This is a genomic window from Aeromonas sp. s8, from assembly GCF_040907785.1.
GTDB lineage: Bacteria > Pseudomonadota > Gammaproteobacteria > Enterobacterales > Aeromonadaceae > Aeromonas > Aeromonas veronii.
On the sequence record NZ_JBFOCL010000040.1, the window covers coordinates 285222 to 300908 of the forward strand.

Annotated in this window: 16 protein-coding genes; 9 read left to right on the forward strand and 7 right to left on the reverse strand. The window is 57.4% G+C overall.

The annotated features are described in order from the left end of the window. Window positions 1-77: 77 nt before the first annotated feature. The 4 genes from map to AB5Y86_RS14085 all read left to right on the forward strand — a co-directional run bounded on the left by map (window position 78) and on the right by AB5Y86_RS14085 (window position 5101). Window positions 78-866, forward strand: coding sequence for a type I methionyl aminopeptidase (gene map, locus AB5Y86_RS14070; protein WP_005338579.1), 789 nt, complete (start codon window positions 78-80; stop codon window positions 864-866). 85 nt (window positions 867-951) lie between these two features. Then, window positions 952-3588 carry a bifunctional uridylyltransferase/uridylyl-removing protein GlnD gene (gene glnD, locus AB5Y86_RS14075; protein ID WP_368193094.1) on the forward strand — a complete coding sequence of 879 codons (2637 nt, stop codon included), beginning with the start codon at window positions 952-954 and terminating at the stop codon, window positions 3586-3588. A 174-nt stretch (window positions 3589-3762) separates the two neighbouring features. Then, the gene (gene dapD, locus AB5Y86_RS14080) at window positions 3763-4590 is read left to right on the forward strand and encodes a 2,3,4,5-tetrahydropyridine-2,6-dicarboxylate N-succinyltransferase (RefSeq protein ID WP_368193095.1); all 828 of its coding nucleotides are present in this window, start codon (window positions 3763-3765) and stop codon (window positions 4588-4590) included. Window positions 4591-4717: 127 nt separating this feature from the next. Next, entirely contained in the window at window positions 4718-5101 is a 384-nt protein-coding gene (locus tag AB5Y86_RS14085; protein ID WP_021229218.1) for a DUF3461 family protein, read from the forward strand. Between the two features lie 291 nt (window positions 5102-5392). On the opposite strand, the gene ptsG is transcribed toward AB5Y86_RS14085, so the two are convergent. From ptsG to AB5Y86_RS14115, 6 genes are all read right to left on the reverse strand, one after another. Continuing rightward, complete coding sequence (gene ptsG / locus AB5Y86_RS14090) at window positions 5393-6823, reverse strand: PTS glucose transporter subunit IIBC (protein WP_005338586.1); 1431 nt, start codon at window positions 6821-6823, stop codon at window positions 5393-5395. A 423-nt stretch (window positions 6824-7246) separates the two neighbouring features. Beyond that, window positions 7247-8218, reverse strand: coding sequence for a MalM family protein (locus AB5Y86_RS14095; RefSeq protein WP_005358661.1), 972 nt, complete (start codon window positions 8216-8218; stop codon window positions 7247-7249). A 91-nt stretch (window positions 8219-8309) separates the two neighbouring features. After that, complete coding sequence (locus AB5Y86_RS14100; RefSeq protein WP_335830594.1) at window positions 8310-9629, reverse strand: maltoporin; 1320 nt, start codon at window positions 9627-9629, stop codon at window positions 8310-8312. A gap of 542 nt (window positions 9630-10171) precedes the next feature. Then, a complete protein-coding gene (locus AB5Y86_RS14105; protein ID WP_042055099.1) occupies window positions 10172-10612 on the reverse strand; it encodes a flavodoxin in 441 nt (146 codons plus the stop codon). Window positions 10613-10702: 90 nt separating this feature from the next. Next, on the reverse strand, window positions 10703-11476 hold the full coding sequence (truC, locus tag AB5Y86_RS14110; RefSeq protein WP_368193096.1) for a tRNA pseudouridine(65) synthase TruC: 774 nt from the start codon (window positions 11474-11476) through the stop codon (window positions 10703-10705). Next, on the reverse strand, window positions 11473-11808 hold the full coding sequence (locus tag AB5Y86_RS14115; protein ID WP_005338596.1) for a YqcC family protein: 336 nt from the start codon (window positions 11806-11808) through the stop codon (window positions 11473-11475). The genes truC and AB5Y86_RS14115 overlap by 4 nt, the downstream gene beginning before the upstream one ends. Before the next feature lie 276 nt (window positions 11809-12084). On the opposite strand from AB5Y86_RS14115, the gene AB5Y86_RS14120 reads away from it, so the two are divergent. From AB5Y86_RS14120 to AB5Y86_RS14140, 5 genes are all read left to right on the forward strand, one after another. Then, entirely contained in the window at window positions 12085-13125 is a 1041-nt protein-coding gene (locus tag AB5Y86_RS14120) for a DUF3549 family protein (protein WP_368193097.1), read from the forward strand. A gap of 110 nt (window positions 13126-13235) precedes the next feature. Further along, window positions 13236-13535 (forward strand): DUF3301 domain-containing protein, encoded by a 300-nt coding sequence (locus tag AB5Y86_RS14125; RefSeq protein WP_139409987.1) that lies wholly within the window; start codon window positions 13236-13238, stop codon window positions 13533-13535. 74 nt (window positions 13536-13609) lie between these two features. After that, window positions 13610-13846 carry a DUF2789 family protein gene (locus AB5Y86_RS14130; RefSeq protein WP_005338602.1) on the forward strand — a complete coding sequence of 79 codons (237 nt, stop codon included), beginning with the start codon at window positions 13610-13612 and terminating at the stop codon, window positions 13844-13846. A gap of 84 nt (window positions 13847-13930) precedes the next feature. Next, a complete protein-coding gene (locus AB5Y86_RS14135; protein WP_184234567.1) occupies window positions 13931-14227 on the forward strand; it encodes a hypothetical protein in 297 nt (98 codons plus the stop codon). Window positions 14228-14230: 3 nt separating this feature from the next. Further along, complete coding sequence (locus AB5Y86_RS14140; protein WP_368193098.1) at window positions 14231-15016, forward strand: Zn-ribbon-containing protein; 786 nt, start codon at window positions 14231-14233, stop codon at window positions 15014-15016. A gap of 92 nt (window positions 15017-15108) precedes the next feature. Here AB5Y86_RS14140 and syd read toward each other — a convergent pair whose 3' ends face one another. Next, window positions 15109-15657: a SecY-interacting protein gene (gene syd / locus AB5Y86_RS14145; RefSeq protein WP_368193100.1), complete on the reverse strand. Its 549-nt coding sequence runs from the start codon at window positions 15655-15657 to the stop codon at window positions 15109-15111. Window positions 15658-15687: the final 30 nt, after the last annotated feature.

A 15687-nucleotide genomic window follows, 5' to 3' on the forward strand; every position in this document is an offset into this window, starting at 1 on the left:
ATTGCAAACGCATCTATTTTTCATTACCTGTCCTGTCTGCCCTCGCAGGCCCAGTGGCAGGCCGCAAGAGAGATCCCATGTCCATTAAAATCAAGACACCGGAAGAGATTGAAAAGATGCGCGTTGCCGGCCAATTGGCCGCCGATGTGCTGGTCATGATTGCGCCCCATGTCAAAGCTGGCGTCACCACTGACGAACTGAACACCCTCTGCCACGACTATATTGTCGACGTACAACAGGCAGTTCCAGCTCCGCTCAACTACCACGGCTTCCCCAAATCCATCTGCACCTCGGTGAACGATGTGATCTGCCACGGTATCCCGAATCACAAGAAGCTGCGTGATGGCGACATCATCAACCTGGATATCACCGTCATCAAGGATGGTTACCACGGCGATACCTCGGCCATGTTCATCGTGGGTGAAACCACCCCACTGCGCCGCCAGCTCTGCAAGGTTGCGCAAGAGAGCCTCTATGCCGCCATCAAGAAGGTGCGCCCGGGTGCCTGCATCACCGAGATTGGCGCTGTTATTCAGCCCATCGTCGAGAAGGCCGGTTTCTCCGTGGTGCGTGACTACTGCGGTCACGGCATCGGTGCCGAGTTCCACGAAGAGCCGCAGATCCTCCACTATCGCAACAGCGGCAAGCTGGAGCTGAAAGCAGGCATGTGCTTCACCATCGAGCCCATGGTCAACAGCAAGAAGTATCACTGCAAGGTCAATCCGAAGGATGGCTGGACCGTGACCACCAAGGATGGCGGCGACTCCGCCCAGTGGGAGCACACCCTGCTGGTGACCGAGGATGGCTGCGAGGTGCTCACCCTGCGCCCCGATGACACTATCGACCGCTTCATCAAACACAGCTAACATCGAACCCCGGCCCTGAACTTCCAAAGCGCCGGGGTTTTTACTTCTGTTCCAGCCGTTTGCCTGCCACTGTGTGTGAGATGCCATGGACGCCAGCCTGCTTTCCCCCCATTTGTTACCCGATGACCAGCTCACTCGCGACAACTGCAAAGAGTACCTGAGCCGCTTTCTCGGCTGGCTGCACACCCGTTTTGATGCCGGCGACAACATCATCGAGCTGGTCGCCACCCGCTCCGAATACATGGATCAGCTGCTCTGCCGGCTGTGGCAGAAGTTCGGCTTCGACAAGAGCGACCTCACCCTGATCGCGGTAGGCGGTTATGGTCGCGGCGAGCTGCACCCCCACTCCGATATCGACCTGCTGATCCTCTATGACGGCGATGAGCTGGACGAGGTGTTGGGACTGCGCATCGGTGAGTTCATCACCTTGCTGTGGGATCTCAAGCTGGAGGTGGGTCAGGCGGTGCGCAACGTGGTGGAGTGCCTCGAGCAGGGGCGCGCCGATATTACGGTCGCCACCAACCTCATCGAGGCCCGCTACATCACAGGTCGCCAGGAGGGTTTCCGGCAACTGAAAGAGGCCACCGGCCCACAGCACTTCTGGCCAAGCGAAGCCTTCTTTCGCGCCAAGCGCCAGGAGCAAGCAGAGCGACACCAGCAGTTTCTCGGCACCGCCTACAAGCTGGAGCCGGATCTCAAAAGCAATCCGGGCGGCCTGCGGGATATTCAAACCCTCGCCTGGGTCGCCCGCCGCCACTTCGGCGCCACTACCTTGTTCGAGATGACCAGCCACGGCTTTCTCAACCGCGCCGAGTATCGCGAACTGCTCGACTGCCAGAATTTTCTCTGGAAGGTGCGCTTTGCCCTGCACATGGCTATCAACAAGGGAGATAACCGCCTGCTGTTCGATCGCCAGCGCACCGTGGCCCAGATGCTGGGGTTCGAAGGGGAAGGCAACACTCCGGTCGAGCAGATGATGAAGCGCTTCTACCAGACGGTGCGGCGGGTCTCCGAGCTCAACGAGATGCTGCTGCAGCTGTTTGACGAGGCGATCCTCGGCAACACCGCCATGGATGTGCGTCGCCTCTCCGACGAGTTCCAGCTCCGTGGCCGCCTCATCGATGCGGTGGATGCGGAGCTGTTTAGCCGTGAACCGGCCGCTATCCTGCGCCTCTTCTACCAGATGGCCCAGCATCCCGAGATTGCAGGCATCCACTCGGCCACCTTGCGCCAGCTGCGCGAGGCGCGCCGCAAACTCAACTGCTGGTTGCAGGATCTGCCCGACTGCCGTCGCCTGTTTATGGCGCTGCTGCGCCACCCCAACGGCATCGGCCTGCCGCTCACCCTGATGCACAAGTACGGCATCCTCGCCGCCTATCTGCCGCAATGGAACCTCATCGTTGGCCAGATGCAGTTCGACATGTTCCACGCCTACACGGTAGATGAGCACACCCATCGGCTGCTCAAGAACATTCATCAGTTCCCCAATCCGGCCAGTCGCCAGAGCCACCCGCTCTGCCACGAGGTCTTCACCCGGCTGCGCAAACCGGAGCTGCTCAGCATCGCCGCCCTGTTCCACGACATTGCCAAAGGGCGGCGCGGCGATCACTCGGAACTCGGCGCCGTCGATGCGCTGGAGTTCTGCCAGCTGCACGGTCTGGATCGCTACGAGAGTCGGCTGGTCGCCTGGCTGGTGCGCCACCATCTGCTGATGTCGGTCACCGCCCAGCGCCGCGACATCTATGACCCAGACGTGGTCACCGACTTTGCCCAGAAGGTGCGCGACGAGCAGCATCTCGACCTGCTCTACTGCCTCACCGTGGCCGATATCTGCGCCACCAACGATACCCTGTGGAACGACTGGAAGGGCACCCTGCTGCGGGAGCTCTACTTCGCGACCCAGAAGGCGCTGCGCCAGGGGCTGGAGAACCCGCCCGACATGCGGCTGCGCATTCGCGAAAACCAGCGTCAGGCCAAGCAACTGCTGGCACAACGGGATGTATCGGAAGAGGCAATCAACCTGCTCTGGGCCGATTTCAAGGCCGACTACTTCCTGCGTCACAGCCCGGAGCAGATCGCCTGGCACTGCCGCCACATCATCGAGCATGGCGACAATCCGGCTCCGCTGGTGATCATCGGCAAACACCCGACCCGCGGCGGCAGCGAGGTATTTATCTACTGCCGCGATACCCCGAATCTGTTTGCCACCGTCGCCTCGGCGCTGGATCAGAAGAACCTCAACATCCACGATGCCCAGATCATGAACTCGCGCAGCAACTATGTACTCGATACCTTCGTGGTGCTGGAGCCGAGCGGCGAACCCATCAGCCCCAACCGCACCGCCACCATCAAGAAGGCGTTGGAGAAGGCGCTGCAGGAGCCTGGCAAGCTGGTGCTGCGCAACAAGCCGCTGTCGCGGCGCCACCGCCAGTTCAGCGTACCGACCCGGGTAGTCTTCCTGCCTCATAAAGGGGAGAGCCGTCACACCCTGATGGAGCTGACTGCCCTCGATACCCCCGGCCTGCTGGCTCGGATCGGTGCCGTTTTCCAGCAGTGCGGGCTGTCGCTGCACGCCGCCAAAATCGCCACTTTCGGTGAGAGGGTCGAGGACTTTTTCAGCCTGACCAGCCTCGATGGCGAGCCATTGACCGCCGAGCAGCAAAAACAGCTGGAAGAGCGACTGGTACACCAGCTCAATCCCCAGCAGTCGGTACTGGATTAAGCGAAGAGTGATTCGAAAGAGGCTGGTTGTCGGGCGTTTTTTGCCATACCAAACAACTGGTTGGCGCACACCGGATGAAGAAATGGCCGCTGGCCGGAAGAATTCCGGTCAACCCCTTAAAAACAGTCGGAAAAGTGTGATACAACAAACAGAATTTTTTAAAGGAAACCTGTCATGACCGAGTTGCAACAGATCATTGAAGCGGCCTTCGAGCGCCGCGACACCATTACTCCGGGCTCCGTGGATAGCGCCACCAAGTCCGCCATCCTGCAAGCCATCGACCTGCTGGACTCTGGCAAGGCACGGGTTGCCGAGAAGATCGCCGGTGAGTGGGTTGTCCATCAGTGGTTGAAGAAAGCGGTACTGCTCTACTTCCGCATCCACGACAATGGCATCATCAAGGGCGACGATGCCCAGTACTACGACAAGGTTCCCCTCAAGTTCTCCAACTACACCGCCGAGCAGTTCAAGGAAGCGGGTGTGCGCGTGGTGCCGCCGGCAACAGCCCGCAAAGGCTCCTTTATCGCCCCCAATACCGTGCTGATGCCCTCCTATGTCAACATCGGCGCCTTCGTTGACGAAGGTACCATGGTCGATACCTGGGCCACTGTCGGCTCTTGCGCCCAGATCGGTAAAAACGTGCATCTCTCCGGCGGCGTCGGCATCGGTGGCGTACTGGAGCCACTGCAGGCCAACCCGACCATCATCGAAGACAACTGCTTTATCGGTGCCCGCTCCGAAGTGGTTGAAGGGGTCATCGTCGAGGAAGGTTCCGTCATCTCCATGGGCGTCTTCATCGGCCAGTCCACCCGCATCTACGACCGCGAAACCGGCGAAATCCACTACGGCCGCGTACCGGCTGGCTCTGTAGTAGTCTCCGGCTCCTTGCCCTCCAAATGCGGCAAGTACAGCCTCTACGCGGCGGTGATCGTCAAGAAGGTTGATGCCAAGACTCGCGCCAAAGTCGGCATCAACGCCCTGCTGCGCTCCATCGACGAGTAATCAGCATTGCTGTGATGAAAAGGGCGCCTGATGGCGCCCTTTTGATTTTGGCGCCCCTGTCACAGGCAAGCCATGAGGCATCGGTTAAGATGGATGGGACAGGATCGTTTCAAACCGAGGAAGCCTGATGTACGAGAATCTGAAGAGCCTGGGGATCCAGGATCCCGCCTCCGTCGACAGCTACACCCTGCGCCAGGAGGCCAACCACGACATCCTCAAGATCTACTTCAAGAAGCAGAAGGGCGAGTTCTTCGCCAAGAGTGTCAAATTCAAGTATCCCCGCCAGCGCAAGACCATGCTGGTCGACTCGGGCACCCATGAGTACAAGGATGTCACCGAGATCAATGCCAACCTCAAATATGTGGTGGATGAGCTGGACAACCTGACCCAGGGCATCCATCAGCAAGCCGACCCGGACATCAAGCAGAAGATCCTGCGCGACCTGCGCCATCTGGAAAAAGTGGTACAGAACAAGATCAGCGAAATCGAACGGGATCTGGAGAAACTCTAATCCCCTCGACTCGACAAAAGAGCGCCCAGATGGCGCTCTTTTTATTGGCTGATTACTGGATGACGTTATCTGACTATAAGGTTGATCTGGTGATGGTGTGCGATAAGGCGAGCGAGGCCCCCCACCTTGTGCTGTTGGGCCACCATTGGTCAGCCCGTTACATATCGCCCCTTGGGCAACGAGACTCCTGCCGAGCTCGACCTGCTGTGACTCGCACGATCCATAACCAGAAATAGCAAGAGGGAGGCTTTCGCCTCCCTCTTCAAACACGCTGATATTCAGGCAACAGAATTAGTTGCTCTTCATCCAGATGTCCATGTCGGTTTTCAGGTTGTCAGACTTGGTACCGAAGATGGCTTGAACGCCGGAACCAGCCACTACCACACCGGCAGCACCCAGCTTCTTCAGACCAGCCTGGTCAACTTTGGCAACATCTTTTACACCAACACGCAGACGGGTGATGCAGGCATCCAGAGAAGCGATGTTCTCTTTACCACCGAAGGCGGCAACCAGAGCAGCAGACATTTCGTCTTTGCCTTGGCCAACGGCCTCTTCAGCAGTCTCGTCTTCACGACCCGGGGTTTTCAGGTTCATGGCACGGATAACGAAGCTGAATACGACGTAGTAGATGGCCGCGTAAACCAGACCCAGACCAACCAGCAGCAGCATGTTATCGGCACGCGGTGATTGCACCACGAAGTCGATGAAGCCGTTGGAGAAGGTGTGACCGTGTACGATACCCAGAGAGTTGGTCAGCACATAAGCCAGACCAGCCAGTACAGCGTGGATGGCGTACAGAACCGGTGCGATGAACAGGAAGGAGAATTCAATCGGCTCGGTGATACCGGTCAGGAAAGAGGTCAGGGCTGCAGAGGCCATGATACCAACGATCTTGGCGCGGTTTTCCGGCTTGGCAGCGTGAGCGATGGCGAACGCAGCAGCAGGCAGACCGAACATTTTGAACAGGTAGCCACCAGCCAGCTGACCGAAGCCGTTACCGGCAGCGCGGGACGCGTCATCAGCAGTCAGGAAGCAGGTCATGATACCGTGAACAGTTTCACCGGCACCGTTGACGCAGGTACCAGCCTGATAGAAGAACGGTACGTTCCAGATGTGGTGCAGACCGAACGGGATCAGGGAGCGCTCAACCACGCCGTAGATACCGAAGGCCAGTACCGGGTTCTGGTTGGCAGCCCAGTCAGAGAAGGCACCGATGGCGCCACCCACTGGCGGCCAAATCACGGACAGGATCACACCCAGACCGATGGAGAGGAAACCGGTGATGATGGGTACGGCACGCTTGCCCGCGAAGAAGCCCAGGTACTCTGGCAGCTGGATCTTGTAGAAACGGTTGAACGCCCAGGCAGCGATACCACCGGCCAGGATACCACCCAGCACGCCGGTTTCGATGGTTTCAACACCCATCACAGGTGCCATGACCTTCAGGGTTGCGACCATGATGCCGTAGCCAACGATGGCCGACAGACCGGATACACCATCGTTATTGGTAAAGCCCAGAGCAACACCCACTGCGAACAGCAGGGCCATCTGGCCAAATACAGAACCACCGGCTTGCTCCATCAATTGGGAGACAATTTCCGGCATCCAGCTGAAGTGGGCAGCCCCCACCCCCAGCAGAATACCTGCGACTGGCAAGACTGATACTGGCAGCATCAGCGCCTTACCAACCTTTTGCAGATTAGAGAAAGCATTTTTGAACATTGTGTGCGCTCCTGAATGGATTGTCGTCCCTGAACGATCTATCTGGATGAAATAAGGACTGATTCATTCAGATATCTTCGAGTCGGGCTTGTTTATTTTGACCATCAGAATATAACCCAGCGGGTCATAAATTGCTGCTTTCAAAGGCGGGGGAATATTGAATTTGGAGGGAAGATCACAACTTGTTTAGCGGCTAAAAAACGCATCTAATATAAGTTAACAATCCGCATTGTCACTCTATTACAAAGACATATAAATAGCAGTTTCGCTTTGTATTTTAATAATGCCGCTTACATCAAAAGGCAACCCACTGTAACAAAATGTAACGGCGTTATTTTTATTTATTACAGTCTACCGATTAAAAAGGCCTCCAACAAGGGAGGCCTCAATAAATATATCTGACCAGTAAATGGTCGTATTATTCTATTTTTGCGAGCGCTTGACCGCATCAATAAACACGCTTTTTGCCTTGGTTGAACCGGCCCGCTCGGCCTCGTTCACCAGCTTCATCGCCTTGTCGATATCCCCCGCCTTGACAGCTTTTTCGATCTGGCTCTGGTAGAAGGCTTCAGTTTCACTCAGCATGGCAGGAGCAGGTTTGGCTGCGACCGCAGCTGTTGCAGTTGTGGTAACGGCTGCGGTAGTCGCTATCGCTGCAACCTGCTGACCCTGGCTCATAGCCACCTTGTCGGCATATTCGGGTTTGAATACCGCTTCAAGACCACTTCCACGGGCCATATCTTTGACTTTGATCTGCACCAAACCCCACGGGGAGTGCGGGATCACCGGATCCTTGATATCAGGCTCAACGGTACCATTAGCGCGAGCAAACGCTTTTGATGGATGCAGGATTGTTGTGCTGCCCGAAAGCTTATCCGCGGGCGCATAAACGATCATGTATGTTTCGCTGGCCGGGTTGCCAGGCATGCTGCGGTCAACAAAAACACGCCCTTCAATACGGTCGTTATCGAGCAGGTGAGCAGGTTGATAGCTGAATACTGACTCACCCAGGACCCGAGTCACCTTGAACTCGGCATCCAGCATAATGACCTTGGGCACCATCACGGTTTTACTCACCTGTGATGCCAGGCTGATCGCCAGATTGCCGGTGTTGGTCGGCAAGCGATAAGCCGCAAAGTAACTCATCCCCTCATCAAACTGAAAAGTGGGTTGCTTGCCATCGATGGCCAGCAAGGTCTCACCTTCAGGCAAGGGGGCATAACTGAAATCTTTAAACGCCACACAGCAGCTGGAGGCTTTGGCCAACGCTTGCTTGGCTTGATCTGCATCGCTCAAGATAGAGCCGTGTTCTTGCAGAGGAACAACCATGTTTCCGGCACAACCGGTTAATAGCGCAGTGATTACGGCTGCAATAGACATCTTTACCCGTTTCATTTTTCTTATCTCCATAATCCGGTGGCCGTGATCCGGCGAAACAAAACTGCCCCCATAAGGGGGCAGTCACTAACTTAACTTAAACTTTTGCTTACCACCAAGCTTCTGCTTGAACACCAACTTGGTAGGTGTCTTTGGAGGTATTGCCTTCGAAGACTTTCTTGTCTTCGTCGTTAGCCAGGTAGGAGGCGAACACACGAATTTCCGGACGGGCCCAGAAGCTGGAACCGGCAGACCAGGCTTGTGCCAGAGTCAGCTTGTAGCCAGCATCTTTGTCTTCACTGCCATTGGTAGACTTATTGTTGTCCTTGAAGTAGCCGCCTTCAAAGATGGTCTTGTTGAAGTCATCCCACTTGTACATCGGGCGAACAACAACAGACATGGTTTCCCACTTGTCGTTGCCGTCCCACATTTCGTTGCCTACACCGTAAACCAGCTGGTGACCCATCTCCCAGGAGTTGCCCATCGGAACAACGCCCCAGTTGATGATACGGAAACCATCAGCACCATCTTTGGCTTCAGCGCCGTACCAGGAACCATCGCCATAGAAGGCCATGGTCTTGGAGTAACCTTCAGTACCATATTGCAGCACGGTTTTGTTGAAACCACCGAGGATGCCTGCGGTCAGTTCAGCAGTCAGCATGACGCCATCTTGCGGATTCTTTTTCAGTGCTTTCTGATCGTTGGTCTCATTGACCAGAGCATAGTCAACGCCCAGTTCCAAGGACGCATCGGTCCACAGCGGGATACCGGCATAACGCAGATCCAGGGTGTTAACGTTCAGATCTTCATTCTTCTGATAGGTCGGGTTACCGTTGCCATCCACTCCGGTTTGGGTGTACTGGCCAAACACATCGGCAGCGCTGCGATCGTTGCGTACCCATGCGAAAGATACTTTACCCGGACCAGCCTGGATGCCTTCGATACCAGCACCAGCACCGGAGATGTTCCAGTAGTAGAAGTCGGAGATGTGGATGTCATGGCGTTGATAGTAACGCTTACCAGCCCACAGGGTTGCTTCAGGAGCAAAGTTCAGCAAGCCTTTGGCTTGTACGTTGAACTGACGCAGGGCGAAGTCAGAATCACCATTGCACTGCTTGGCATCGAAGTTACAAACAGTACCGGTACCTTCCCAGTCGTTTGAACCGTTGGAAGCCATGGCAAACATGGAATCAACATAGAAAGTCTTGCCATCTTTGTTGAATACTTCCTGACCCAGTTGCACTTCACCGTAGGTATCATTTTCGTTACCCAGACGGCCAACTTTATTGACGTTGTATTTAACCATGTCGCCGTCGCCGGAAACACCGACACCGGAACGGAAGTAACCGTGGAAATCTACGGCAAAGGCGGCTTGGGAAGCCAGGGCGGCAGTAACAGCTGCTGCGATCGGGAGCCACTTCATTTTCATTGTCATATTCCTTATTTCCCGCAGTGAGGAGTGTGATCCTGAATATTCAACTTCTTATCACCATGTAATCCTGTTGGTGATAACCGAGGTTGATTATAGGGAGCGTATTTCACGACAAATATGAAGCGACTCACAAAATGGCGACAAATCGCTCGGCAAACGATCGCCACAACACAAGCAGGTAAAAAAACGACCAAAAAGGCAATACATGACCAACAAGACCACAAATCTAGCAATTAAAACGAATCTGAAAGCGTTACCAGCAATTAATTCGCGACTGAACCAAAGTCATTATTTTACGTTCGAATGACAAAAACATGACTGAGATCGCTTTCAAGATTGAACTTTTATTTGGATGACGGGTCTGCAGTGCACTTGAAACCATTACGCCGATGGAATGCCAAAAGGGGAAAATATCCCTCCGCCACTATCGACAATAAGAGTGGGAAATATGCTTGCTGAGTGAGATGACATTTGTGCAAATAACAATCCCCTGTCGGTTGAGGATCAGGGGATTGATATGGCTCTATTTCAGAGAATATTCAGGGCTGAATATCCCACTTTTTCAGCCAGCTAAGTGCCACCTGTTCGGGTTCATCGTGCACGGTGGCATCCAGCTCCAGCGGGGGGATCACTCGCGTGGCGCCCAGCTCTTGCAGCAACCCGTCCAGCCGACGGCCCGCGCCACAAAAATGGTCATAGCTGCTGTCGCCCATGGCAATCAAGGCATACCGCAGCCCCTTGAGCCAGGGCGCCTTGTCAGCCAGTTCGCTGGCAAAGGGCTGCAGATTGGGAGGAATGTCTCCCTGCCCTGTGGTGGCACTGACCAGCAATAAAAAACGGCCGGGGTCGATGTCCGCCAGCCGTGCTTCTTCGTGCAGAGAACAGTGATGCCCCTTGCGTTCCAGCTCATCTGCCAAGGTCTCGGCCACCAGCATGGCTGCGCCGTAGACAGTTCCTACCACGATATCGATCTGTGCCATTCTCCGCTCCCCGCGTGAGTCACTCTTTTGAGCAACTCTATCAGCAAGCTGGCGTCAGATGCCACCGGTTCAAGGCTGAGGATCAGGCGCTTAGTAGTCGCTCTCGCTGGCGGGCCAGCCCAGCTCGGCAAACAGGCGCAACACATCCTGACCGAGTGGCGCCTGGATCCGCATCGGCACCTTGAGGATCGGGTGAGTAAAGCTCAGGGTGCGGGCCACCAGCAGCAGCCGTTCGCAGCCAAAGTGCTCGCGAAAGAAACGGTTATGACGGCCATCTCCGTGGGTGGTATCCCCGACGATGGGATGGAACAGGTGATCCATATGACGGCGCAGCTGATGCTTGCGGCCGGTCTTCGGAAACAATCTGACCAGACTGTAACGACTGGTGGGGTGCTTTTTGGAGACCGCGTGGGGCAGCTCGACCTGATGCAGGCGCCGGAAGGTGGTGACGGCATCCTGCGCCGGACGATCCGGGTTGCTCATGGCATCGGCAATCTTGTCCAACTGCTCCTTGAGGGGATAGTCGATCACCCCCTGCTCGGGCGCCCAGCCACGCACCAATGCCAGATACTCCTTGTGCACCTGACGTTGGGTAAAGGCTTCGGTGAGTGCGCGGGCAATCACCGGATCGAGCGCAAACAGCAGCACACCGGAGGTGGGTCGGTCGAGGCGATGCACCGGATAGACATGGCGACCGCCGATGAGATCCCGGGTCATCTGCATGGCAAAACGGGTCTCGCCCTTGTCGAGCCAGCTGCGATGCACCAGCAGACCGGACGGCTTGTTGACCGCCACCAGCCACTCATCCTGATAGAGCAGAGTCAGCTTCAGGTCACTCTCTTCTCGGGTTTGCGTTGGCATCATTGTTCGATCACTTTGCCGGAGAGCAGCAGGTCGAAGCGTGCGATCAGGCGCAGCAGCGCTTCTGCCTCGGCCAGATCCTCTTTGTAGACTTCGCTGGCCATGGGATAGAGGGAGACGCTGGTGGGCAGTGGCGCCTGCAACATCACCAGCTGCTCCATGCGCGGGATCAGCACGAACTGCAGCCACTGATCAAAGCTCAGGGTATCGACACAAAAAGGCAGGGTGCTTGCCAGGGCTTCGTCACCGGGATGGTCAGCTTGCCAGCGCTCAAGGCGCTGCAACTCGGCGGTGAGTTCCCCCAACAGGCCAGCTACCAGCAAATATTGATTCATCTCGCTCTCTTCCTCATAACCACAAATTGATCCGCCGACCCGACAGGGTCAGCCAGGATGCCGATACATTCGGTCGCGCAGCACCGGCGGTTCAGCCGGGTCAACGACATACACGGCAACCAGCGCGGCCTGCCGCCTTTAAAAAAGGGCGATACTATACACCTCCCCCCGCATGGCTGCCATGTTGATATCTGCCGCAGCGCACGTCTGCTGCCACTGGCTATCCTCGGCAAGGGCCTTATAATCGGCCCGCATCACCATTAGCCGGATCTCACCATGTCTGCGACGCCTACTGCCATCAATACCTTGACCGAATTTCTGACTCAGGCTGGCACCCAGTTCCAGCTGTTTGACATGGGCCGCCAGGTGCGGCCACTGGCAAGCGATACCTTTGTCCGCATCGAACAGCAGCAAGAGCCCTATCCCTGGCCGCTGCAACAGCACGCCTGGTTGGGTGTGCACTTCTTCCAGCCGAGCGAGTCTCGCCACTACCTCTGGTTCCTCAAGTTTGCCCTCGATGAGCGCGGCCTGCTGATGCCAAACGGCCCCAAGCTGTTCATGGATCAGGTGGTGGAGACCCTGGGCTACAAGCTCACCGGCGATCTGGATGAAGAGAAAGCCCAGCGCTTGGCCGACAATCCCTACACCTTCCGCCCGGCAGAGGCAAAAATGGCCAGTCTGCACGCCAAACTGGCGCGCCAGCTGGAGCAGACCCCTTCTGCCTATTACGATGCCCTCTGCCACTATCTGGCCGCCCCCAACGACACCGGTTGGCAGACTCTGGGGCTGCAGGGCTTTGCCGATCTGGCGGAGCGGCTGCATGATGAGCGCAATCTGGCGCTGATCTGCAAGGCGCTGCCCAAACTACCGCAAGAGCCGCTCTACGCCCTCTGCCAGAGCCTTGAAAACGCCCCGCTGCCGCCAGCAGTACAAGGCGCCCTGCTCGAGCGGATCGGCAAGGAGCAGGAGTGCGCCGCCCCCAACCCTGAGACCCTGGCCTACCTCTGCCGCGCTATGGCCTCCTGTCCCGGCAGCTCTTTGCGCACCAACAAGCTGCTGACCCTGCTGCAAACCCAGCCGAGCCCGGCACTGCTGCTCGCCATCGCTGGCCGGCTCTGGCCCGATCTGAAGGATGCCAATCTGCTCAGCCACTATCTGGAACAACTGGCACTGCAACCGACCCAGTTCTTCAATCAGGTTTTTGCCGAGTTGGTCACTTTACCGGCCCTACGCAATGATATGCTGGCCAGACTGCGTGACCCCGACCGCAGCGAGGCGCTGGGCAAGGCCATCGGCCGTCTGTTTGCCTCGGCCTGATCCCTCGCCTCCCCCTCACGCCACGAGGCAACACGGCGGGAAATAGAAAGGAGATCGGGAGTGCCGAGCAGGACTCCCGGTTATCGACATCACGATAAGGAAGCCCGCCTATGGGAGAGATGCTCGGAATTTTGTTGCTGATTGCGATTGCCGGCCTGTTCTGGCTGCAACGCCAACAGGCAGAAGTGGCCTGGCAATACATGCGCCGCTACTGCCAGCACCATGACCTGCAACTGCTGTCGCTGGCCCGCCATCGGCGGGAGCTGGCACACAATCCCCTGCGGCTGCTGACCCACTATCAGTTTGAATTCTCCAGCGATGGCGAGAGCCACTATCAGGGCACCCTCAAGATGCAGGGGCTGCACATTGTAGGCGTTGATCTGCCACCCCATCGCATCCCCTCAGCCTGATCTCCAATCTCGTCTCTGCGCCCGATGGCTGTGCCTGTCTATAATCTCAGGGATTAAACAAAGGGAGAGACGAGATGGAACCCCTTGTCCACGATCTGCCAGCCCTGTTTGCCCAGCTCGGGATGGCCAACGACGAGCTGAGCCTGCACCGCTTTGTGCACGACCATCACCTCGACAATGAGACCCTGCTGCCGGAGGCCGGTTTCTGGAACGCCGCCCAAGCCAGCTTTCTGCGCGATGCCCTGTGGAACGACTCCGACTGGTGCGAGGCGATCGACCAGCTCGATGTGATGTTGCGCCAGCCCCGCTAAGCCGCCCGCCCCTTTCCTCCCCTGCCAGCTTTGGTTAAGATCCCGCCCCGATATCGATCCCTCCTTCTCACCCAGAGCATGCTTATGTCCGCCCACGAGATCGTCCGAATTGCCAACGAGCTGGCCGCCAAGGGCCTGACGCCCACCACCGCCATGATCAAGGCCCGCCTCACCCAGCCCGTGCCGATGGCCGAGCTACTGAAAGTGCTGAGCCAGTGGAAGCAGCAGCCCATCGCGACCGCCGAGAGCGAGATCCTGCCAGAGGCAGTGCCCCAACCAGCACCGGAGCTCACCCTGCAGCAACTCGCCGAACAGCTCGCGCGCATCGAACAGAAAGTGGATCGCCTGACCGACCTGCTCCTCCAGCAGGGGCAAGGCTGAGCCATGTATATCGTCGAACTCTGCTTTGAGTGTTACCGCGATACCTCCCTTGGCGACGCCGAGCGGGCCATCGCCAACTACCTAGACATGCTGCGTTATCAGGGTCAGATCCTCGGGCGGGAGTTCCCCACCAGCATGCATGAGGGCTATTTCGTCAGTCGGGTGGTCTGCCCGGAGCAGGATAGCCTGCACCCCGACAACCAGAGCGAGCAGGTCAAACTGGCCGAGCAGCAGCTCAATCAGGCGGGGTTGCTGGCGCCCAAACTCCAGCTGCAGGGGGCGGATCTGCTTTCCGACAGCACCGACCCTTGCGGCCAGCAGGGCGAGCGGCCGAGCTGGATGATGCTCTACACCAGCTTCCTGCACACCTGCTCGCCGCTGCGCTGTGGCGACCACTTCGCCCCCATTCCGCTCTACCAGCTGCCCGCAGTCGCCAACGGCGATCAGAAACAGATCATCAAGTGGCAGGAGGATTGGGAGGCATGCGATCAGCTGCAGATGAACGGCTCCATCGCCGAACATGCGGCGCTGCACGAAATCGGCGAAGTGGGCAGCCGCCTCTACCGGCGCGGCAGCGATCTGGCCAAGCGGCTGGAAGTGCTGAGCGGCATCCCCACCTACTACTACCTCTACCGGGTGGGCGGGTTGAGTGCGGCCGAGGAGAAGGCGCGCCCCTGCCCCAGCTGTGGCGGTGAGTGGGCGCTGGCAGCGCCACTGCACGAGATCTTCGACTTCAAGTGCGACAGCTGCCGTCTGGTCTCCAACCTCTCCTGGGATTTCAAGGATTAAGCGCGTTCCCTGTACGCGATGCCATAAAAAAGAGCCTTGCCGCATGGCAAGGCTCTTTTCGTTCCGATGAGTAACCTTGGCTCGAACAGGTGCTATTGCGGCAAAGTCTCCAGCCGCTCCAGAAACGCCGCTAGGGAGGGAGCCAGCGTCAGACGGCGGCCGGAATCGAGCCACTCCAGCCACACCTGACCACTCTCGTTATCGAGCGAGATGAGCGTCATCTCGTTGCGGGTGGTGGCAATAAAGATGGAGGGGGTTCGTTTTAACTTGCGCAACATCAGCAGGTGGCCGATGAGGTTCTCCCTGAGCAGGTCGAGATCCGCGTCGTTCCACGGCAAGATCAGTTCAAGGCGCAGCCCCTTGTAAAGACAGGGGATGGGGCGACTGAACCAGTGTCCGAACAGGGCGATAGCGCTGGGATGAATTGTCAGCTCGAGGGCATCGGCCATGGCTGTAAAATCGGCGGGTTCGGGGCGATGGTGAGGACGCCAGGCAACCCGACCATCGGCGGGCTCACCAAGCTGGCAGGGGGAACGCCAGTCCGCCTCCCACTCGCACAGGGGCAGGCCTCGTCTGGCCTCGCCATCCCGTTGCCAGCGGGCAAAAAAGTGCTCCAGGGCAGACAAAACTTGATCCGACATCGAAAATCCCCACAATTGCTGGCAAAGTCC